This is a genomic window from Sphingorhabdus sp. Alg231-15 (genome assembly GCF_900149705.1).
Taxonomy (GTDB): domain Bacteria; phylum Pseudomonadota; class Alphaproteobacteria; order Sphingomonadales; family Sphingomonadaceae; genus Parasphingorhabdus.
In genome coordinates, this window is sequence record NZ_LT703001.1 from 249,787 (window position 1) to 271,496 (window position 21,710).

A 21,710-nucleotide genomic window follows, 5' to 3' on the forward strand; every position below is an offset into this window, starting at 1 on the left:
TGCCAATTGACGGATCGGTCTGGAAATGCGATTCGATCAATTATGAAGAGTAGGAAGACAACCGGCCTGATATCGGGTGTCGCCTTGGGGCTGAGTGCCGTTCTGGCAGGATGTGTGCAGGTTTCTGCGCCGGATAAACCCATCGTGATCAACTTGAATATCAATATCAAGCAGGAGGTCGTGTATCGTCTGGATGGCGATGCGAAGGATTTGATTAACAGTGAAGCGGAGATTTTCTGATGTTTGAGTTTATACGGAAAAATAAGGCGGCTGCCGTAGTTGGCGGCTTGGCTTTGACCGCAATTGTAGCAACCCCGGTCATGGCGCAACGTGACCCTGCTTATGCTGCGGCACGAGCTTCTGGTGCGATTGGTGAAAAGCCCGACGGTTATCTTGGTTATGCCACATCGCCATCGGCATCTGTGAAAGCCATGGTGGAAGATTTGAATATCAAGCGTAAAGCGGCCTATACCCGCAAGGCGCAGGAAACAAACTCGACTGTGGAGCAGTTCGCTTTTACGTCGGGCTGCAACCTAATCATGCGCACGGTGTCGGGCGAGAAATATCAGGCTCCTGATGGCAGCTGGCAGACCAGAACGTCAGCCGCGCCAACGCGTGACTCGCGCTGCCCATAAGGTGGATTGAGGATATTATTATGACATTGGGCGCGCCGCCAAAATCGGCGCGCCCTTTTTCGTTTCAAATCACTGATTTTTTGTCGAATTTTCTGCAGTGCAGCATCGCTGTTGACTTGGCGCACCCGCTTTTCTAAACGGGCGCGGTTAGCGGGGCTGCTCGCTGTCGTGAGTAGAACCAGATTAATCGGCTTTTCCGCTGATTTTCAATAGTTTTGCAAAGAATCACGGCAGAGAATGGACCTGGTAAATCTGATGGACGATGATGCGAAGATAGAGGCGCTGAAAAAGCGGATCGATCAGGCAACATCAGAAGAGGCGGTCAGATCAGGCAAAACCCAAAAAGGGGTCGATGATAATTATCGGCTCGGAAATCGGGTTTTGGCGGATTTGATTGCAGGCATTGGTGGTGGTGCTTTGGTCGGCTGGGTGCTTGATCATTTTATCGGGACTTCGCCTTGGCTTCTTTTGGTTTTCCTGTTTCTGGGGATCATCGTGGCATTCAGAAATATTATTAAACTCTCGAACGAGAGCGCAGAAAAACACAAATGATTTTTGCGCACCGTTCAGAAAACAGGGGTCCCTTGCGTGGCGACTGAAGAAGGTAAAATCGATCCAATGTACCAGTTTGAGGTACAGACGATTTTGGAAGGCTTTTCACTAGGCGGACAGCAGATTGCGTTCACCAATAGCGCGGTCTGGATGCTGGTTGCAGTGGCCGGACTGTGGGTGTTTATGCTTGGCGGCATGAAGCGCGAACTGGTTCCCGGTCGCTGGCAGATGATGGTTGAGGGCTTTACCGGCTTTATCGACAACATGATGGAGGCCAATATCGGCCCGGCTGGCCGCAAATATGCGCCCTACGTCTTCTCTTTGTTCATGTTCATCCTCTTCTCGAACGTTTTCGGCTTGCTACCAGTTGGCGTCTTGGGATTGCATCCTTTTACGGTAACGAGCCATCTAACTGTTACCGGCGTATTGGCGATTATGAGTTTCTCGATTGTGTTGATCGTGGGCTTCGCGAAGCATAAGCTTCATTTCTTCTCGCTGTTCATTCCGGACGGAACGCCGCTTCCAATGGTTCCCTTCATCTTCATTGTTGAGTTGTTGTCCTTTCTGGTACGTCCTTTCAGCCTGGCGCTTCGGCTTTTTGTCGCGATGACCGCTGGTCATATTTTGCTGAAAGTTCTGGCCGGTTTCGTGATCAACAGCACCAACGCTGGTGCCGGTTACGGCGTGCTGGTTGGTATTCCAAGTTTTGCGTTGATGATTGGTATCAGCGCTCTCGAATTGCTGGTGGCGGTGGTGCAAGCCTATGTCTTTGCATTGCTGACATCGCTTTACATAAACGATGCAGAAAACCTGCATTGATTTGAAACAAGACTATTTTTCCAAACGATATTTTTGAACAGGAGTTATTATCATGGACGCAGAAGCAGCAAAATTATTGGGCGCAGGTCTGGCAGCAATTGGTGCCGGTGTAGCCGCCGTAGGTGTGGGTAACGTATTCGGAAGCTTCCTGGAAAGCGCTCTGCGCAATCCATCCGCCGCTGACGGCCAACAGGGCCGTTTGTTCATCGGCTTTGCTGCTGCCGAGCTTTTGGGTCTGCTGGCATTTGTTGTCGCAATGATCCTGATTTTCGTTGCCTAATATATGATATGAAACTGGCGGGGTAGCCCTAGCGCTACTCCGCAGTTTCAAACTATTGGAGCCTCTGGTTCGATGCCACAAATTGATCAAATTGCCCTAACTTATGGATCCCAGATTTTCTGGCTTTTGTTGACTTTCGGGTTCACATTCATTGTCATTGGTTTGGGCATGTTTCCGAAAATCCAGGGAACGGTTGATGCGCGGGATAAGCGGATTGCGGACGATCTAGAGGCGGCTCGGTCGGCTAATACCAAAGCGGATGAGCTAGAAGAGAGCTATCGCGTCAAAATGGAAAAAGACCGAGGTGAGGCTCAGGCTGTGGTTGAAGCCAGCAAGGCCAAAGCCAGCGAGGCTGCTGAGAAGCGAAAGACTAAGGCCAGTACCGATATTGCCACAAAACTCGCAGCTGCGGAGGCGGATATTAAAGCACGATCCGCTGAAGCTCTGAAAGAGATTGAAGGCGTTTCCGCAGAAGTCGCACAAGATATGGTTGCCAAGATCTCTGGCGCGAAAGTGACCAAAGCGGCAGCTCTCAAGGAAACAAAGGCAGCTTTGAAACATGGTTGATTTCACTATTCTCGCTACCGCCGCGACTGACATCGCCATGCTGGCATCTGGTGCTGGCGAAGAGCATGTGACGCCGTCGGTATTCGGTATCTTCAATGCGACAGTTTTTGTTTCGCTGTCGATGCTGGTCGTTGTGGGCTTGGTTATCTGGAAGAAAGTTCCAGCCGCCATCGGAGCGTCGCTCGACAAGAAAATTGCAGATATTCGCGAGCAATTGGACGAAGCCAAAAAGCTGCGTGAAGAATCAGAAGAGTTACGCGCAAAATATGAATCTCGTCTGCGGGCTGCAGATGACGAAGCCGCTGAAATTTTGGCACAGGCTGAAAAAGAAGCAGAGCTGGTTGTTGCTGATGCGAAAAAAGCGACCACCGATCTGATTGCGCGTCGCAAGAAGATGGCGGAAGACAAGATTGCCGCCGCAGAACGTTCCGCTATTGCTGATGTTCGTGCCAAGGCTGCAGGCGCTGCAACAATTGCCGCGCAGAACCTGATTGCCGCCAATCATGACGCAGCCGCTGACAAAGCAGTGATCGATAAAACGATCAGCGATCTCGGTACGAAGCTCAACTAATATAAGACAAATTTGGTTTCGACTGGGTGCTGGTAATCATCAGCGCCTGCGCCTAGATATATTCTATGTCCGGCCCGCAATCACCCGACCGATTTAACGAAGAAAAAGCCACCTATTCGGTGCGCGGTAACGAGACGCCGGACCTCGAAACCGGCATGGCAGCGATCCGTGAAACGTTAAAAACCCTGCCAACGCGGCCTGGCGTCTATCGGATGCAGGATAGTCGCGGTGATGTGCTCTATGTGGGCAAGGCGCGGTCGCTCAAAAATCGTGTTGGTTCCTATGTTCAGATGAACCGGCTACCCCATCGATTGCTGCGGATGGTCGCGCAAACCCGGTCCATGACAATCGTGACGACAGGCAGTGAAGCCGAGGCGTTGCTGCTGGAAGCACAGCTGATCAAGAAGTTCCGTCCGGCTTATAATGTACTGCTCCGCGACGATAAGAGCTTTCCGTTCATCCTGCTGCGCGAAGATCATGACTTTCCGCGCATTCAAAAACATCGCGGCGCGCAAAAAACGATAGGCAAATATTTTGGTCCTTTCGCTAGCGCTGGATCGGTAAACCAAACGCTTAACGCCTTGCAAAAGCTTTTCCTGCTTCGATCCTGTACAGACAGCTTTTTCAGCAACCGCTCGCGGCCCTGCTTACTCTATCAAATCAAACGCTGTTCTGCCCCTTGTGTGGATCGGATTACCAAGGAAGACTATGCGGAGCTTGTTGAGGATTCGCGGAACTTCCTCTCCGGCAAATCGACCGAAGTGCAACAGAAGCTGGGTGCGCAGATGGAAAAAGCCTCCGAAGCGCTCGATTTTGAAATGGCGGCTTTGTACCGGGACAGACTGAAAGCATTGACTTTCATCCAAGGCAATCAGGCGGTTAATGCAGCTGGCTTACCTGACGCCGATATATTCGCGTTGGCGGCTAAAGGTTCGACTGTTTGCATACAGGCTTTTTTCATTCGAGGCGGCCAGAACTGGGGACATCGCAGCTTTTTCCCCGCCCATACGAGTAATGTTGAGATCGAGGAGGTTCTGTCCAGTTTCCTGATGCAATTTTACGATCGGATGCCGCCGCCAAAACTGGTGCTGCTAGACCGTGAACTGCCGGATGAGCAATTGTTATCCGAAGCATTGGGTACGCGAGCAGATTATAAAGTCAGCGTATCCCGCCCTCAGCGTGGTGATCGTCTGAAGTTGCTGAAACAGGCCAGCCGCAATGCGGAGGAGGCGCTCGACAGGCGGCTTGCAGAATCCTCTACTCAGGCAAAAATCATGCGCGAGATGGTCGATCTGTTGGAGCTTGATACGGTGCCGGATCGCATCGAAATATACGATAACAGCCATATACAGGGGACGAATATGGTTGGCGGAATGGTGGTCGCCGGGCCGGAAGGCTTTCGGAAGAGCGCCTATCGCAAGTTTAACATCAAAAATCCTGATACCAAACCGGGTGACGATTTTGCGATGATGCGCGAGGTGCTGGAACGCCGTTTCGCCCGCGCGCAAAAGGAAGACCCCGATCGTGAGAAGGGTGAATGGCCCGATCTCGTACTGATTGACGGAGGTAAAGGGCAGATGAGCGCCGCCAAGGACGCACTGGCGGAAATCGGAGTAGAAGACGTCAACATGATCGGCGTGTCCAAGGGACCGGATCGGAACGCGGGGCGTGAGACGTTTCACTTCATGGATGGACGTGAGCTGAATCTGCCGATTAACAGCCCGGTATTATTCTATTTGCAGCGCTTGCGAGATGAGGCTCATCGCTATGCGATTGGGGCGCATCGTCAGAAGCGCGCAAAGTCTATTGGTCATAGTTCTCTGGATGACGTCCCTGGCATTGGACCTGCGCGAAAGCGGGCGATGCTGCTACATTTCGGAACGGCTCGAGCAGTCAAAAACGCATCATTGGAAGACCTTCAAGGTGCACCGGGTGTTTCCGCGACTGTAGCGCAAAAAGTATATGATTATTTTCATGGCTAACCTGCGAACCTCGGCCATTATTTGCTCTGTTCGGCAGCACGGAGAGCATGGCGCGGTCGTGCGGTCCTTGACGCCAGAAAATGGCTTGATTGCCGGGTATGTTAGGGGTGCACGGTCGCGAACCATGCGGCCTGTATTGATTCCGTCCAACATCGTTCAGGCGGATTATCGTGCGCGGACCGAAGATCAATTGGCGTCGATGACTGCCGAGCTGCAACAAAGCCGTGGCCCGTATCTTGGCGAACCGCTCGCTAGTGCTGCGCTCGAATGGGTTACTGCGCTAACAGCTGCCATTCTGCCCGAAGAACATAGCTATCCACAACTACACAGTGCGCTATCCGCATTGCTTGAGGCGATATGTGGAGCACCGTCTGCCAAGGGCTGGACCGTGGCGCTCGTACGTTATGAACTACTCCTCTTGTCGGAATTGGGCTTTGGGCTGTCGCTCGACAAATGTGCTGTGACTGGTGATGCAGATGACCTAGTGTTTATCAGCCCCAAGAGCGCGACTGCGGTAAGTTTGGGGGCAGGGCAGATTTACAAGGACAAGCTCTTACCATTTCCGCCCTTTTTGAAGGAATCTGATATTCCCGATTGGGATGATATTTTTGACGGTTTGAAGGTGACCGGGTTTTTCCTCAAGCGTCATTTCTTCGAGGATCGTCGCAATGACGTCATGGCGTCTCGCACGGTTTTGGTAGATCGTCTAAAAAGGGTGGTTGCCTAATCTCCTCGAGCGCGGCAGGGATGCGCGCAAAGAGTTGAGGAAAAAACATGCATATTGCGGTTCTCGCTGGCGACGGCATAGGTCAGGAAATCATGGTAGAAGCCTTGCGCGTCCTGGAAGCGCTGGGATTGCCTGATTTGAAGCTCGATCAAGCTGATGTGGGCGGAGTGGCCTATAAAAACCACGGTCATCCGCTGCCGCCTGCGACGCTCGAATTGGTGATGGCTTCTGATGCTGTCTTGTTCGGGGCGGTTGGTGATCCCGATTGCGATGATCTGAACCGTCACTTGCGCCCTGAACAGGCCGTACTTGGATTGCGCAAGGAAATGCAAACATTTGCAAACCTGCGCCCAGCCAAAGCCTTTACTGGTCTTGAAAACCTGTCGGCCTTGAAACCGGATATTGCTGGTGCGATCGATCTTCTGATCCTGCGGGAACTGACCGGCGATATCTATTTCGGTGAAAAGGGGCAGCGAACGACGGATACCGGCTTGCGGGAGGGCTATGATATCATGGCCTATGACGAGGAAGAAGTCAGTCGTATCGCGCATGTCGCTTTCAAGGCGGCTCAGGGGCGGCGTAAAAAACTATGTTCTGTAGACAAAGCCAACGTTCTGCAAACATCAGTGCTCTGGCGCGAAGTCGTCAACGAAGTCAGCGCCGATTATCCAGATGTCGAACTTAGTCATATGTATGTGGATAATGCAGCAATGCAGCTCGTACGCAATCCAGGCCAGTTTGATGTCATGCTTACCGGCAATATATTTGGTGATATCTTGTCCGATCAAGCAAGTATGTGTGTGGGCTCGATCGGCTTGCTGGCGTCAGCCTCCTTGGGTAGCGGAAAAAAGGGCTTGTTTGAACCAATCCACGGCAGTGCCCCCGATATTGCAGGGCAGGGCATTGCCAATCCTTCTGCGATGATATTGTCCGCTGCGATGATGTTGCGCCACAGTTTTGCGATGGAGGAAGAAGCTGCGCGGATTGAGCAGGCCGTCGCCGATGTATTGCAGCAAGGCACCTTAGGGCACGATCTCGGTGGTAGTGCCTCAACACGAGAAATTGGCGATGCGGTTGTTGCGCAGCTTGCCAGTTAAGCGCCGTTTGGCTTAGGAAAACATATATGAAAAGAGATACCGGCCAAAATCGAGAGATTACGAAAAATTGGCGCCCTGCCACAAAGGCGATCCGCAGCGGCACCATGCGCAGTGAATTTGGCGAGACGTCGGAGGCGATGTTCCTCACCTCTGGTTATACCTATGATTGTGCCGAAGATGCCGCCGCGCGTTTCAATGGGGAACAATCGGGCATGACCTATAGCCGTCTGCAAAACCCGACGGTGCAGATGTTGGAAGAACGGATTGCATTGATGGAAGGTGCGGATGCCTGCCGGGCAACTGCTTCCGGGATGGCAGCAATGACGGCCGCTTTGCTATGTCAGTTAGAGGCTGGCGATCATGTCGTTGCCAGCCGTGCGCTTTTTGGTTCCTGCCGCTGGTTAACAGATACGCTTCTGCCAAAATTTGGTATCGAGACCACCGTCATTGATGGTCGTGATATTGATAATTGGGAGAAGGCGATCACATCGAAGACTAAGGTATTTTTCTTTGAGACACCGGCCAATCCGACAATGGATGTTATTGATCTGCGGGGAGTCTGTGATCTGGCGCGTGCAAAAGGCATTACCAGCGTGGTCGACAATGCTTTCGCCACCAATGTGTTGCAACGGCCGATGGAATTTGGTGCGGACGTTGTCGCCTATAGCGCGACCAAGATGATGGACGGGCAGGGGCGCGTGTTAGCCGGTGCAGTCTGCGGTAGCGAAGAGTTTATCGAGGAAACCTTGCTTGCCTTTACGCGCAATACAGGCCCCACTCTCAGTGCTTTTAATGCCTGGGTTGTGCTGAAAGGACTCGAGACGCTCGATTTGCGGATTCGCAAACAGAGCAATAATGCCATCGAGGTGGGCAAGTTTTTAGAGCAGCGAGTAGAGAAAATATTGCATCCCGGTCTGCCAAGCCATCCGCAGCATAATCTGGCGATGAGCCAGATGGAAGCGACCGGGCCGATTTTCTCGCTCTATGTAGGGGGCGGTCGCAAGCAGGCCCATAACATTCTTAACGCGTTGAATTTAATCGATATTTCGAACAATATCGGAGACAGCCGTTCCTTAATGTGTCACCCGGCATCGACGACCCATCACGGCTTGGGCGAGGACGCACGATTGGAAATCGGGATAAGCGAAGACATGCTCCGGATTAATGTTGGACTGGAAGATCCAATGGATCTGATGGAAGATTTAGATCAAGCCCTTTCGTCCGTTGGTCTTTGACGCTATTGTAATATGATGATGCAGGCGTTCTTTCCATTTTCAGAAACTACCGAGGGTGTAACCGTTCGGGTGTCGGTCACATTTCTCCCGGAACAATCGGACATCGATGGTTTGCGCTGGTTTTGGGCTTATCACATTCGCATTGAGAATGAACGCGACAGTGCGGTCCAACTTCTAACCCGACATTGGCGGATTTCGGATGCTCGTGGTGGGCTACATAAGGTGGACGGAGACGGGGTTATCGGTGAGCAACCGATCATTCAACCGGGCAAGGCGCATGACTATGTCTCAGGCTGCCCTCTGAATACGCCGAGCGGGGCTATGGCGGGACATTTCATGTTCGTCGGTGAAGAACCGAACGCTTTTGAAGTCCGCATTCCTCATTTTCCTCTTACTGCACCAACTGTAGAGCAATGAAGCGTACCCATTTGCCGCTTAACGGGCTTCGTGTGCTCGATGCCGCTGCACGGCACCTCAGCTTTACACGAGCAGCCGATGAACTGGCCGTGACACCAGCGGCGGTAGGACAACAGATCAGGGCATTGGAAGACATGTTGGGCGTGGTGATGTTTCGGCGCACGCCAAAAGGGTTGGAATTGACAGATGAAGCCGCTGCTGGCCTCGATGCATTGCGCTCCGGATTTCTGGAATTTGAAGATTCGGTGCGCGCCATGCAGGCCGGCCAGTCATCTCATAAATTGACGATTGCAGCGCCGCGGGATTTGACTGCCAAATGGCTAAACGAACAATTGGCGAAATTTTCACAGGACAATCCAGATGTCAGTTTTGCACTGGTAGCGTCGGAAGGCGGAGCGGATTTTACTGAAGCGAATCTCGATGTAGCTATTGGCCTGACGGATGGCCCGGGTGAGAATGAAGGCTTGATCATTGGCGACACATTGTTTGTCAAAGTCGCGGCACCCGGCGGACAGGCTGGTCAAAAAATTGACTGGCCGGGCTGCCCCATATCAGAAGGTGAAGAGACGCTCATGCGGGTTGCTGATGGCGGCTTGGCGATTGAAGCTGCTGCCAATGGATTTGGTCATGCCTGGGTACCGAAAATGTTGGTTCAGCAGGATCTTGCAGCGGGTCGGGTTGAAGTGATCGGCGAGGATAGCAAATCCTCCCGCGGTTACTGGCTGGTTGCGCCGCTGCCCCAGTGGCGCCAAAAAAAGGTCAAGGCGCTGGTCGCCGCACTAACAGCATGACCTTCCCCATATTGTCGACAGAACGGCTGCGATTGCGCCCGCTCCGAGCCGATGATGCTGATGCTCTTCACCCCACTTTTGCAGATGCAGAGCTGTTGCGCTGGTGGTCTAGTGGACCGCATGAAACTATCGCAGAAACGCGGGACTACGTTGCGCAAAACTGTGAAGGCACGCGCTGGCAAACTTGGGCTATAACGACAGTTCGTGAGGACGCAGCTCTCGGTTGGGTTGTCCTTATACGTGAAGAGGACCGGCCGAATATTAGAGAGATTGGTTATATCCTCAACCGAGCGGCTTGGGGAAAGGGAATAGCGCGAGAGGCTGTGATCCGGGTGATCCAATATGGCTTCGAAGAACTTGGTCTCCGCCGCATCTGCGCGGATGTTGATCCAGACAATCTGGCTTCGATCAAGTTGTTAAAACGTCTGGGCTTTCAACAGGAGGCGCATTTGCGACAGGAATGGGAGACGCATATCGGCATTCGAGACAGTTTGATTTTCGGCTTGTTGCGAGATGACTGGCAAAACGTCAGTCTTCAATCTATCTAGCCGCGATCAGATTCAACAATCGGTTCATCATCAGAGTGAATTTGTCATTGTCGACGGGCGCTACGCTGTTGTTCCAGCTTCCTGAAACCGCATAGGTCTTTCCCGATTTTGACTTGGTCAAAAAGGCAAAGGATATCACGCCCGGTTCGGATCCGCCTTTTCCACCAATATAGTTCCAGCGCAGTGCATCTCCTGGCGGGATCAGAGGATTGATCTTGAGGATATTCTTTACCACCGGATCCTCGATATTGTTAATGATCTGAAGCAGACCGGTGAGATCGGAAGGTGCCGCAAACCATTCAACCGTCTCGATATGCTGCGGTTTATTGGCAAGATTACTGATATCGATCGATTTGGCGTCGAGCCCGATATTATATCTGCTCAGCAAATCCCTTTGTACATCGTCACTTGCTTCAATGTAGAGCGCGCGAACATCAGCGTTTTTGGGCATCTTCAGGTCAAAAAACTCGATGGTGCTTAACATTGGAAGCATCTTGTCGGGGGCGCTATGGCCGCTTTTATAGACCATCTCGTCAAGGATATTACTTCCGAGTTCGGTCATTAATATATCGGTCGCCGTGTTATCGCTCACCGAAACCATAAGCGTAGCCAGGGCTTGTAGCGTCATTGGGGTTCCAATTGGCCAGTCCTGTAAAATTCCCGACGGCAAGGACTTTCTATAGATAGGGACCACATCGTCCCAATCACGATCGCTATTGGCTATCTTGGATGAAAGCGCTGCCAGAATGTAGAGTTTGAATGTAGAACCGATGGCAAATTGCTGATCAGCGTTCAACGATGTGATGATGCTTGTTTGATCTACTCCTATTTCGGCAATTTCGAAGCCAGCGGCACCAGGTAACGTTTCAAATTCCTGTTTGACCTTGTCGATACTGTCATCGGTCATATTGGCTCCGGTGACTTGTAGCCCGATCACCGGATAAGGGGCAGAATTGTCCAGCACCATGCGCATTGCCAGTGTGGCTTTGGCATAGGCAATTTCAACAGTGCCGTCCTTTGCACTGGCCGGGATGATGCGTGTGATCGTGAGAGGTTCGCCATATTGAGTCTGAAGCTGTGCGACCAAAGCGCGGACCTGTGGCAGCGGTACTGCATCAAGAAAGGAGCTTGCGAAGAAGCTTTCCTCTTGCTGCGATCCTTTGAGAATGTCGAGAAGCTCGGACGCACGAACCTGATATTCAGAGGAAATAGTCGTCATTTGTTCCGCCCTTGCCAGAGAGGGAACCCCTAGAGCGAACATAGCGATTAACGCTGCGAAAAGCCATGACCGGACTGGCCGGTCAGGCATCAATGGCTTCCTCATCAAGGCTGGCGGCATTTTGTTGAATGAAGTTAAAGCGGTGTTCCGGGTTTTTCCCCATCAATCGGTCAACAAGGTCCTTCACTACCGCCCTGTTCTCATATTCTTGCGGCAAGGTTACCCGGAATAGAGAACGGGTGTCGGGATCCATGGTGGTCTCTTTGAGTTGTCCCGGATTCATCTCGCCAAGACCCTTGAACCGGCTGACTTCAACTTTCTTGCCTTTGAATGGCCCGTTCTCGATTTCTGCACGCGCTCCATCATCTTGTGCATAAAGGCTCTTACCTCCAGCGGTCAGCCGGTACAGCGGCGGACGGGCAAGGAAGAGATGGCCTTGCCGGACCAGTTCAGGCATTTCCTGAAAGAAATAGGTCATAAGCAGTGTCGCGATATGCGCGCCATCGACATCAGCATCTGTCATGATGATTACGCGCTCATATCGTAAATTGTCAGGATCGCAGTCTTTGCGAGTGCCGCAGCCCAGGGCCAATGTCAGGTCAGCAATTTCCGAATTGGCAAAAATCTTGGCGCTGTTGGCCGAGGCGACATTGAGTATTTTTCCGCGTATCGGAAGAATGGCTTGTGTTTTCCGATTGCGGGCCTGCTTAGCGGAGCCTCCAGCACTGTCGCCTTCTACAATGAACAATTCTGTGCCCGCGGGGTCATTGCCGGAGCAATCTGTAAGCTTGCCTGGTAGACGGACTTTCCGTCCGCTGGTGGCGGTCTTGCGTTTCACTTCCCGCTCGGCTTTGCGCTTCAGCCGCTCGTCCATACGCTCCATGACGAAACCGAGCAGGGCCTTGCCGCGATCCATATTGTCCGTCAGGAAATGATCGAAATGGTCGCGAACGGCATTTTCAACATATTTCGCGGCTTCGGGCGAGGTTAGTCGATCTTTGGTCTGACTCTGAAATTGCGGTTCACGGATGAATACGGACAGCATCATCTCGCCGCCGGAGATAATATCATCAGCCGTGAGCTGCGCTGCTTTCTTCATCTGTACCAGTTCACCAAAGGCACGCATGCCTTTGACCAATGCATTACGCAGCCCGGTTTCGTGGGTTCCACCATTGGGGGTCGGGATGGTATTGCAATACCAGCTATAGCTTCCGTCGGTCCAAATCGGCCATGTGATCGCCCATTCAACACGGCCAGCGCTTTCTGGAAACTCTTGATTGCCAGCAAAAAAATCTGTTGTGACACATTCCCGGCCACTTAACTGCTCGCGTAGATGGTCGGAAAGCCCACCGGGGAATTGAAATACCGCTTCAGCCGGAATTTCCTCGCTGGCTTGTTCCGGATCGCATTTCCAGCGGATTTCGACACCCGCATAGAGATAGGCTTTGGATCGCGCCATTTTGAACAAGCGCGACGGTTTGAATTTATTGCCTTCTCCAAAAATTTCGGTGTCCGGAATAAAGGAAATACTGGTGCCGCGCCGATTGGGTGTGCTGCCGACTTCTTCCAGTTTTGAAACAGCGTTACCTTGCGAGAAGGATTGTCGATATATGGTTTTATTGCGCGCCACTTCGACGATCGTGTCAGAAGAAAGAGCGTTGACAACAGAGACACCAACACCATGCAGACCGCCTGATGTTGCATAGGCTTTGTCAGAAAATTTTCCGCCAGAGTGTAGCGTGGTCATAATGACTTCGAGCGCTGATTTGTCCGGGAATTTGGGATGGGGATCGACCGGAATACCACGCCCGTTATCGGTAACGGTCAAACGGTTTTGGCTATCGAGCGTGATCTCGATACGACTTGCATGCCCGGCAACAGCTTCGTCCATGCTGTTATCGATAACCTCTGCGGCCAGATGATGGAGCGCGCGTTCATCGATGCCGCCAATATACATGCCGGGACGTTTGCGAACTGGTTCTAGGCCCTCCAGCACTTCAATGGCAGAGGCATCATATTCACCAGACTTGGAAGCGGTTGGCGGTTCAGCGCCAAAAAGATCATCGGACATAATGATCCTATAAGAGCGTCAAAGTCTGACTGGCAAGAGGCTTATTGGGCCTCCTGCCAAATGGTCTGTAAAATAATGTTTTATAGCCTGATTTAGCGAACTCTCGGGCCGCCAAAGGGCAGGGGTGGTGGCGCACGCCGCGCGCCGCGCGGTAATTGTGCCTGAAATGCCCGGCCGCAATGTTCTACGCAGTATGGAAAGCCCGGGTTTACCTCTTCGCCGCAGAAATGAAAGTCGGGTTCGCCGGGATGGTTCATGGGCCAGCGGCAAATCTTGTCGTTCAAATCCAGTAGGCTGGTCTTGTCTGCCATCTCTTCGCTGGGTTTGGCAGGTACCAACCGCCGTGGCGGTGCCGGTGGAATTGGAGCTTGTTGATCACCGGGACCCTGACGCAAAAAGCCGCCTGGTCCGACGGAAACAATTTTCGGACCATCGGGTTTGGGCATTTTTGACTGCTGCGCAGCATGGGTGCGCGCAGCTGGTGTTGGTGGCGGCATCGCGCGGCGCGCCACATGTTCTTCCTTTTGCTTCGGCTTCTTCGTGGCTTTGGCTGCTGCCTTTTTGGGCTTGGCTGCCGGTTTATCGCCCTTCGCAGTCTTCGCTTTTGCCTTAACTGGTGATGGACGCGATTTTAGACCAAGACGATGTGCCTTGCCGATAACCGCATTTCGGCTAACGCCGCCGAGTTCTTCTGCGATTTGACTAGCCGTTAAGCCTTTTTCCCACATCTGTTTCAGATGATCGATACGTTCGTCGGTCCAAGCCATGCAAAATCCTGTTCATTCTCAATTCCATATCAATATAAGCCGTGTGGCCGTATTTTCAATCATACGGAATGAAGGCCGAAATAATATGGGGTTGTGATTGCTGTCTGGAGCCGATAGGCGAAAAGCCTATGTTAGACCAGCCCAAAAATAACGAATCTGATCAATCTGAATTTATCGCACAGACCTACGCGGAGCCAGGAGTAGCGGTTATCCGCGGTGTGAATTGGGGCGGCTTTCTGGCGCTCTATTGGAAAGAAGTACGCCGGTTTTTCAAAGTCCAACTTCAAACGGTCTGGGCACCTTCGATTACCACTTTGTTATTCCTAATCATTTTCACTGTCGCATTGGGCAGGGGGGACCGCACTGTTTTAGGTGTACCTTTTGCTGATTTCATCGCTCCGGGGCTAATTTGCATGGGTATGATCCAGAATGCGTTTGCAAATAGCAGTTTCTCGCTTTTGGTTGGTAAGATTCAGGGAACAATCGTGGATTATCTCATGCCACCATTGTCTGTTGGTGAGTTGCTGGCCGGTTTGGTTGGAGCAGCGATAACCCGTGCCGCACTGGTCGGTTTTGCGGTCTGGCTCGCGATGGCCTTATGGCCCGGGGTAAGCGTGAGCGTGGAGCACTGGTGGGCCGTTCTCTGGTTTGGGTTCATGGGGTCCGCGATGTTGGCGCTTCTGGGTGTCATGACCTCAATCTGGGCAGAGAAATTTGATCACGCAGCAGCGGTTACGAATTTCGTTGTCGCGCCCGCAGCCTTATTGTCAGGAACTTTCTATTCGATCGATCGACTGGCGCCAACATTCCAGGCCGTGAGCCATTTCAATCCGTTTTTCTATGCGATTTCCGGATTTCGGTACGGATTTCTCGGAGAGTCCGATTCGCCGGTTTTATTGGGTTCAATCATTCTACTGTGTATCAATGTAGCGTTGACCGCAATTTGCTATATTTTGCTCAAAAAAGGCTGGAAGGTTAAGTCCTAATCTGATGAACCGGTCTAGTGCCGGTGGATGCGGTGTAATTTGTACTTACCGCCATCAACGGTCTTGAACATCCGGCCCACTTCCGGGTGCATAACGGGCTCACCACTGTCATCCTCGAGCAAGTTCTGCTGGCTGACATAGGCAACATAACTGCTATCGGCATTTTCAGCGAGGAGATGATAGAAAGGTTGGTCTTTGGCCGGCTGCAGATCCTTTGGGATTGCATCGTACCATTCCTCGCTATTCGCAAAAACCGGATCAATATCATAAATGACCCCGCGAAAATCGAATAACCTGTGCTTCACCACATCACCGATTGTGAAGTTGGCATTCAGGACGGGTGGTGTGCCCTTAGGAAGGGGGTTGGTAGAAGCAAGATGTTTGTTTTGTGCCATGGCTATAATCTAGTTAGTTGACCGGAAGATGCAAGCGCGCGCTGTTTAACCCGGTTTAGAGTTGTTTCCCGCTTGGCAAACTAACAATCATGGTCTAAGCGCGCCGCACGTTTGACGCTTATGGTCTGTTGACCATGGTTTCCCAGGCAATTTGCCGATGTGCGGAGAGGTGCCAGAGTGGTCGAATGGGGCGGTCTCGAAAACCGTTGTGCGAGCGATCGTACCCAGGGTTCGAATCCCTGTCTCTCCGCCAAAACCGCATGCTACCGCAAAATTCAGCCTACTTTGCGCTGTAACTCGGTTGGAGAAATCTCGACTATTTGAGGCTTTTGCGTGTCGGTTTCAGGTTTTTCCAAGATTGATTTGGTCGGTCTGGAAAACAGATAGCCTTGCAACTGCGTGCAACCAAGGTCGCGCATGACTGCCATTTCTTTTTCGGTTTCAATGCCTTCTGCCGTTGTTTGCATGCCCAGTTCTTCAGCCATGGATACAATCGCACGAATAATTGCCATGCTTTCGCTCGAACCGCGTGTTGCGGATTTTACAAAGCTGCGATCAATCTTGATCGTCGAGAAGCTAGCGCGGCGAAGATAGCCGAGTGAAGAATACCCGGTGCCAAAATCGTCCAGAACAAGATTTATTCCAAGCGAACGCAAGCTCTCTAGCGTGGCATCAGTTTTCTCGTGATTATCGAGGAAAACACTCTCTGTGACTTCCAGCTCGAGCCTTTCCGGGCTAAGGCCGCTGGCCGCAAGGGCACCGACAATATTATTTGCCAAACCGCCACCTTCGACCTGCAACGCCGATACATTGACTGATAAACGTACGTGTTCCGGCCATTTCTTCGCTTGTGCGCATGCGGTGCGTAACACCCATGAACCAATAGTACCAATTAGACGGGCTTCTTCAGCAATTGGTATGAAAATGGCTGGAGATATCTGTCCACGCGTTGGATGATCCCACCGCAGCAGAGATTCATATCCAATAATTTCTTCGCTACTTGCGTCCACAATCGACTGATAGGCAATCGATAAGTCACCTTGTTCCAGTGCATCACGCAAATCATTTTCTAGAATGTGCCGTTCGTCCGCTTCGATTTGCATGAACTGTTTGTAACGAACGCACTGACCGCGACCTGATTCTTTGCCGTGATAGAGGGCTAAATCAGCGCAGCGTGTCAATGTCTGAACATTGTTACTGTCACTGGGCCCAACCGCTATGCCGATCGTCGCACCGATATTTACGGAAGTTCCGTTAATCGAGTGGACCCCACTCAGTCTTCCGATCACTTCTTCGCCAAGTTTCTCGAGCTCTATATCACTCTCAATGTCTGGTATAACCAAGGCAAATTCGTCACCACCCAAGCGGACAGCACTGGCTTTGTTGCCTGCAGCTTCCTCTAAATGGGTGGCCACATGACAAAGCAATTGATCACCGATATTGTGGCCGAGTGTATCGTTTACAGCCTTGAAGCGATCCAGATCGATTAGCATCACTGCACTGCGCGTACCGTTAGCCTGATTTTCCACCAATGCATCAGCCAGAAGAGTTCTGAAATATCCACGATTGGCGAGGCCGGTCAAAAGATCATGCTTGGCGGCGTGGGAAAGCTGCGCGTTGGCAGCGCTGACGGCTTTTCGCCTACGCCGGACCGAGACGACCGCAAAAAAGAGCGCGCCAATAACCGCAAAGGCAACGACGAGCAGTAAGCTGGTATAGCGCAAAATGGTTTGTGACTTGGCCAACATCAGATCACGCTGTGCCTGTTTCGCCTCCAGTTTGGATATTTGCAGTTCCCGATTGGCATCATCAAACTGCGCCGCAAGCAAAGCAGAATTGGTCGATGCCGCCAGTTCGCGCCCGTTATCGTCCAGACGTTTAAAGGCACCTAGGTGCTGCAGCGCTTCTTTATGCCGGCCAATTGCGTTGAAAACCATATATGCAGTTTCATGGTAATCGCGATAGGCCATGGTCGAGCTTTCCGGGTCGACACCTTTAAATGCCTTGCGAACGAAATTTTCAGCTTGCTGTAGTCTGTTCTCAGTCAAGGCGATTTGTGCTCTGGTACCCCATAGAAACGGTTCCCAGTCTGTTGCCCCAGCTTGGGAGATGCGCAAGCCTGAAACCGCAGTTTTCTCGGCTTTGTCTAGGTCTCCTTGCGCATATTGAGCAAAGGCTAGGTTGGTCAAAACTCGAGTCTGTAGAAGCGGGCTATCCATCTCTTTTGCAACGGTTAGCGCCTGCGCATATTCTTGCTCGGCTTCAGAAAACTTGCCCATATCACGTAGCGCATTGCCGCGGTTATTATGGGATGAAAGATTCAGTGCAGGATCATCTGCATAGACTGACTTGGCCTGATCATAATAGTCCAGAACACGCGGATAATCGCGGGCTTCATAGTAGATTGAGCCAATATTGTGCAAGATGATGGCCTGGCTGCGCTTCTGATCCAGTTTTTCATATATGCGATAGGCCGAATAGAGCGTCGACAGGGCCTGCTCGACTCCACCAGTCTGAATAGCGATAGCTGCGCTGGATTTTAGAAGATCGGCATGCAATTTGGTGTTTGGAGCCACCTGCTTCACAGTTTTAAGCGCGCGCGCAATCACCGGTTTAGCCTGTTTGGGCTTGTTCAGACGAGTTAGCGCTTCGCCCTCCAGCCATTGGCTGGTTGCGATGGCAAGCGCGGTGTCTGGTTTAGACATCGTGTCGGCGATCAGTGCGGCCTTGCGAGCCGATTTCAAAGCCTGGCTCGGGTCCGACATCATAGACGATTTTGTATCAGCAATCTGCGCCTCAAAGGCGGAAGACGCTGGTTCGGCTTGGGCATTGGCTGAAGGAATATGCCAGGCGGCGCTTAACAAAAGCGCGGCAGCTATTTTTCGTCCCAGCATATGTTCCACCCCGATTACTCAAACACACTATTGGGGGTAGATATGGTTACAGATTTAACCCCCAAATAAGTCTTTAGAATGGCACACTTAGCAGCCCACCTGCTATTATTTGGTTAACACCAGCCCCGGAATTTGCATCATATTGAGCACGTCCAAAGAAGGACAGTTCACCGCCACCTTTTATCGGAGTGGCGTAGAGAAATTCGCCAGTGAATCGGCGGCTTTGGTCGGTGATACGGAAATCACGTGTCACATTCCCGATTTCGCCGGTCGACCGATCGATTACCTCAACCGCACTATATTCCAAGGTACCGTTTTCGACATGCAGAGGCTGCGTGAAAGATAGGCGTAAACGGTCATCTTTGCGCATCAATCCCTGTTTGCCGATCGAGAAGGCATAAGCAGAGCTTCTCACATTCCCACTGGTCCGCAGGTTTTGATCGGTGCCACCATTTGACTTGGTAAGCGCGGCGGTTGCCGAAGCTGCGATATTGATACCGTGTGGCAAATCAAAACTCGCACCGACAGTCATGGTTCTACTCGTCGAACCGTGACGAAGATCGTTATCCAACGCAGATTGTACGCCTAGCAGGCCGTCTTTTTCATTCAGCGTCGCAAAACTTACACTGACAGTCGCGGCTTTTAGCGGCTTATGGGTCATACGCAGGTTGAATGCGCTGGCCTGATAGTCTTTTGCACCACGCAATTGGCCGCGTTCTGCCTCAGTCAGCGCCATGTTCTCAGAATGATCAAGCCGACGGCTGGTCATACCAAATGCGATTTTGGTGTTCTTGGAAACTGCAAATTCAGCGTCGACAAAGCCGCCACCTGAGGCAAGACCCAATACGGGGTTCAAGCCACCAGTGTCCGTATCATAATCGGACGTAAGCCCGAAAGAATTCTGACCAAGCAAGGCAATCGCGCCTTGGCCATAGCCTGCATTGAAAGAGAATTTACCAGCGGCATCACCGAATTTTACGGCGCTGTGTGGGATTTCACCCTGACGGCCATTGCGCAGATAAGCAGTCGGATTAGCTGCCGAAACTGCAAAGTTCCAACCTTCGCGCTTCGGGCTTGAATAGCTTGCGATATCTGTAAACCCGCCGCTTGCGTTGAGACCAGAAAAACCGGTACTCCAATCAACGAAACGCTGGGTGATGTACGACTGAAAATACTCGTTTGAGCCTGTGACGTTTGATTTCTGGCCAATTAGCTGGCTGGAAAACGGAACGACAAAATCACGGTGAGTTTTACCAATATTCTCGAACATTGTCAGGAAAACACCTTCGGCGTTCCAGGTGGCGCCTACGCCGGTTTGTTGTAAATCAGCTGCCCTACGTTGAACTTTTTTGCCCCCACGATGTTCATAAAAGCTGAGACTATCAAAGCTGAGCGGCGACTGGGATGCCTCAACATCCAGCAATCCTGCTCCATAGACATCATCAACACCAGGTGCGCCCAAATCCTGTGCGGAATCGAGAATGATGCGCACAGTTTCCTCAGGATGCTCGGCAAGCCAAGGCCAGCGATCATGCAATAGGGTAATGGCACCCGATACCAGCGGTGCGGCAAAAGACGTACCTGAACGACGGGTGACACCGCCATTGCCATCAGACATCAGAATGAGTTCGCCCGGTGCAACAATGAAGATATCTCTGAGATGATAATCACTAACGCAATTGCCCTGATCGGTCAGACAGACGGAACCAGGTTTGTTGGACAAACTTGAAATATTACCCAAAGGATCAACGGCACCTACAACGATCAAACCAATGTCAGAATTACGTTTAAATTCAACATTTTGTGTCTGTGTCATGCCGTCGTTTCCGGCTGCGATAACGAATACAGTATCTTTCGCGACCAACTTGACGTTTGAATCATTGAAAACATTATTCCACTCAGGATGCAGTGTCCAACCGGAAACGCCAAGCGACATGTTGATGACGCTGGCATTGGCGCTCTTCAACGAGACTATGCCAGCACGGATGTCGGCCCAAGAAGCGCTTCCTGTATCATCAAATGGGTTATAGGTTGCAACCGATGCGTTGGGAGCAATGCCCATGACGCCAAAGCCATCATGATCAGCAATTAACAAGCTGGCGACACCAGTACCATGGCCGCCGACATGCGCTTGATAGCCACCGGAATGGAAGACGTTGCCTTCGAGATCCGGGTCATTGACGATGGATGAATCCAATATACCGATAACACTATCGGCGCCGCTGCCTTGAATTTTTGTCAGTTCTGGCGTCCAGTTGATGGTTCTCATCCAGTGATCGACACGATCATTGCCGCTATATTGCATCAGGCCATCAAACCATTCGGTGACCAGTTGTGCGCGCTGCGCCTGACTGAGAGAGCGGAAGCCCCATACCCGATTATCGCTTATGCCAAATTTTGCGAACAGCGGATCGAGGAAACTCGCTTCGAAAGACTGTCCTGTGCGCGCTTGGATGGCGTTACCCCAAACGTTTTGTGACTGGCTGATCAGGCTGTTGATCTGCGCTTCAAGCACATCTCTTTTTACTCCGGTATTACCATTTTCAGCAATGTCATTGAGCTGCAGATTGGTTTCTCTCCAGGTCGCACCGAAACTATGCCAAAAACCATTCATTTCCATGTAACTTGGCAATGTAGCGCCTGAAAGCGGATCGGTTTGGCCAGCAAATGGATCGAGATTTCCACGGAAAGGATCTACGTTTCCGGCAAAGGGATCAACATTACCCGCGAACGGATCCAGATTGCCGCCAAAGGGATCGATAGCACCCCAAAGCGCCCGGATTTCACCATGGAACGGGTTCAGGTTGCCGGCAAACGGATCAATATTGCCTTCAAACGGATTGATATTGCCTGCGAAAGGATCGATCGAACCGCTGAACGGATCAAGCGAACCGGAAAACGGATCGATGCTGCCTGAGAACGGATCAATGCTACCACCCATGGGGACAATTGGGCGTACATCTTTACTTGCCTGTACAGACTCTTGCGCACCGTTTGTATCGGCCACGACGCTGTCGGCGACAGAATCCGTCGTTTGTGCAAGCGCCGGCACTGCTGTACCGAATATGATTGTTGCTATAGCCAATTTGCTAGAGCGAATATTAGATGGTCGTTTCATTTTGTCCCCGTTCACCCACGAACTTATAATGAACGAAAT

At 51.6% G+C, this 21,710-nt stretch carries 21 protein-coding genes and 1 tRNA gene; 16 read left to right on the forward strand and 6 right to left on the reverse strand.

Going from position 1 to position 21,710, the window contains the following annotated elements; translation table 11 throughout:
* The first annotated feature begins 42 nt into the window (after positions 1-42).
* The 14 genes from DG177_RS01185 (at position 43) to DG177_RS01250 (ending at position 10,221) form a co-directional block, all read left to right on the forward strand.
* Positions 43-240 carry a YnbE family lipoprotein gene (locus tag DG177_RS01185; protein WP_108812705.1) on the forward strand — a complete coding sequence of 66 codons (198 nt, stop codon included), beginning with the start codon at positions 43-45 and terminating at the stop codon, positions 238-240.
* Positions 240-635 carry a YdbL family protein gene (locus tag DG177_RS01190; protein ID WP_108809818.1) on the forward strand — a complete coding sequence of 132 codons (396 nt, stop codon included), beginning with the start codon at positions 240-242 and terminating at the stop codon, positions 633-635. Before DG177_RS01185 ends, DG177_RS01190 begins: the two co-directional genes overlap by 1 nt.
* Positions 636-872: 237 nt before the next feature.
* On the forward strand, positions 873-1,187 hold the full coding sequence (locus tag DG177_RS01195; protein ID WP_337658412.1) for an AtpZ/AtpI family protein: 315 nt from the start codon (positions 873-875) through the stop codon (positions 1,185-1,187).
* Between the two features lie 36 nt (positions 1,188-1,223).
* The gene (locus DG177_RS01200; RefSeq protein WP_337658413.1) at positions 1,224-2,006 is read left to right on the forward strand and encodes a F0F1 ATP synthase subunit A; all 783 of its coding nucleotides are present in this window, start codon (positions 1,224-1,226) and stop codon (positions 2,004-2,006) included.
* A gap of 52 nt (positions 2,007-2,058) precedes the next feature.
* Positions 2,059-2,286: a F0F1 ATP synthase subunit C gene (locus DG177_RS01205; RefSeq protein WP_108809819.1), complete on the forward strand. Its 228-nt coding sequence runs from the start codon at positions 2,059-2,061 to the stop codon at positions 2,284-2,286.
* Between the two features lie 72 nt (positions 2,287-2,358).
* The gene (locus DG177_RS01210) at positions 2,359-2,853 is read left to right on the forward strand and encodes a F0F1 ATP synthase subunit B family protein (RefSeq protein WP_108809820.1); all 495 of its coding nucleotides are present in this window, start codon (positions 2,359-2,361) and stop codon (positions 2,851-2,853) included.
* The gene (locus DG177_RS01215) at positions 2,846-3,424 is read left to right on the forward strand and encodes a F0F1 ATP synthase subunit B family protein (RefSeq protein ID WP_108809821.1); all 579 of its coding nucleotides are present in this window, start codon (positions 2,846-2,848) and stop codon (positions 3,422-3,424) included. Before DG177_RS01210 ends, DG177_RS01215 begins: the two co-directional genes overlap by 8 nt.
* A 65-nt stretch (positions 3,425-3,489) precedes the next feature.
* Positions 3,490-5,406 (forward strand): excinuclease ABC subunit UvrC, encoded by a 1,917-nt coding sequence (gene uvrC, locus DG177_RS01220; protein ID WP_108809822.1) that lies wholly within the window; start codon positions 3,490-3,492, stop codon positions 5,404-5,406.
* Positions 5,399-6,133, forward strand: coding sequence for a DNA repair protein RecO (gene recO / locus DG177_RS01225; protein WP_108812708.1), 735 nt, complete (start codon positions 5,399-5,401; stop codon positions 6,131-6,133). The genes uvrC and recO overlap by 8 nt, the downstream gene beginning before the upstream one ends.
* 47 nt (positions 6,134-6,180) lie before the next feature.
* Complete coding sequence (gene leuB, locus DG177_RS01230; RefSeq protein WP_108809823.1) at positions 6,181-7,230, forward strand: 3-isopropylmalate dehydrogenase; 1,050 nt, start codon at positions 6,181-6,183, stop codon at positions 7,228-7,230.
* Positions 7,231-7,256: 26 nt separating this feature from the next.
* Entirely contained in the window at positions 7,257-8,465 is a 1,209-nt protein-coding gene (locus DG177_RS01235; protein WP_108809824.1) for an aminotransferase class I/II-fold pyridoxal phosphate-dependent enzyme, read from the forward strand.
* Between the two features lie 18 nt (positions 8,466-8,483).
* Positions 8,484-8,882, forward strand: coding sequence for a Co2+/Mg2+ efflux protein ApaG (gene apaG, locus DG177_RS01240; protein ID WP_108812709.1), 399 nt, complete (start codon positions 8,484-8,486; stop codon positions 8,880-8,882).
* Complete coding sequence (locus DG177_RS01245; protein ID WP_108809825.1) at positions 8,879-9,673, forward strand: LysR family transcriptional regulator; 795 nt, start codon at positions 8,879-8,881, stop codon at positions 9,671-9,673. The genes apaG and DG177_RS01245 overlap by 4 nt, the downstream gene beginning before the upstream one ends.
* Positions 9,670-10,221 (forward strand): GNAT family N-acetyltransferase, encoded by a 552-nt coding sequence (locus tag DG177_RS01250; protein ID WP_108809826.1) that lies wholly within the window; start codon positions 9,670-9,672, stop codon positions 10,219-10,221. Before DG177_RS01245 ends, DG177_RS01250 begins: the two co-directional genes overlap by 4 nt.
* On the opposite strand, the gene DG177_RS01255 is transcribed toward DG177_RS01250, so the two are convergent.
* From DG177_RS01255 to DG177_RS01265, 3 genes are all read right to left on the reverse strand, one after another.
* Positions 10,214-11,530, reverse strand: a complete 1,317-nt coding sequence (locus tag DG177_RS01255) for a serine hydrolase (protein WP_337658414.1) — start codon at positions 11,528-11,530, stop codon at positions 10,214-10,216. The genes DG177_RS01250 and DG177_RS01255 overlap by 8 nt on opposite strands.
* Positions 11,523-13,511, reverse strand: a complete 1,989-nt coding sequence (gene parE / locus DG177_RS01260) for a DNA topoisomerase IV subunit B (RefSeq protein ID WP_108809828.1) — start codon at positions 13,509-13,511, stop codon at positions 11,523-11,525. The genes DG177_RS01255 and parE overlap by 8 nt, the downstream gene beginning before the upstream one ends.
* Before the next feature lie 92 nt (positions 13,512-13,603).
* Positions 13,604-14,278: a GcrA family cell cycle regulator gene (locus DG177_RS01265; protein WP_108809829.1), complete on the reverse strand. Its 675-nt coding sequence runs from the start codon at positions 14,276-14,278 to the stop codon at positions 13,604-13,606.
* Between the two features lie 128 nt (positions 14,279-14,406).
* On the opposite strand from DG177_RS01265, the gene DG177_RS01270 reads away from it, so the two are divergent.
* Positions 14,407-15,264 carry an ABC transporter permease gene (locus DG177_RS01270; protein ID WP_108809830.1) on the forward strand — a complete coding sequence of 286 codons (858 nt, stop codon included), beginning with the start codon at positions 14,407-14,409 and terminating at the stop codon, positions 15,262-15,264.
* Positions 15,265-15,278: 14 nt separating this feature from the next.
* Here DG177_RS01270 and hspQ read toward each other — a convergent pair whose 3' ends face one another.
* Positions 15,279-15,659 carry a heat shock protein HspQ gene (gene hspQ, locus DG177_RS01275; RefSeq protein WP_108809831.1) on the reverse strand — a complete coding sequence of 127 codons (381 nt, stop codon included), beginning with the start codon at positions 15,657-15,659 and terminating at the stop codon, positions 15,279-15,281.
* Between the two features lie 163 nt (positions 15,660-15,822).
* On the opposite strand from hspQ, the gene DG177_RS01280 reads away from it, so the two are divergent.
* Positions 15,823-15,912: transfer RNA gene (locus DG177_RS01280), tRNA-Ser, on the forward strand.
* A 22-nt stretch (positions 15,913-15,934) separates the two neighbouring features.
* Here DG177_RS01280 and DG177_RS01285 read toward each other — a convergent pair.
* Both DG177_RS01285 and DG177_RS01290 read right to left on the reverse strand, forming a co-directional pair.
* On the reverse strand, positions 15,935-18,553 hold the full coding sequence (locus DG177_RS01285; RefSeq protein ID WP_108809832.1) for an EAL domain-containing protein: 2,619 nt from the start codon (positions 18,551-18,553) through the stop codon (positions 15,935-15,937).
* 73 nt (positions 18,554-18,626) lie between these two features.
* Positions 18,627-21,671, reverse strand: a complete 3,045-nt coding sequence (locus DG177_RS01290) for a S8 family serine peptidase (RefSeq protein ID WP_108809833.1) — start codon at positions 21,669-21,671, stop codon at positions 18,627-18,629.
* Positions 21,672-21,710: the final 39 nt, after the last annotated feature.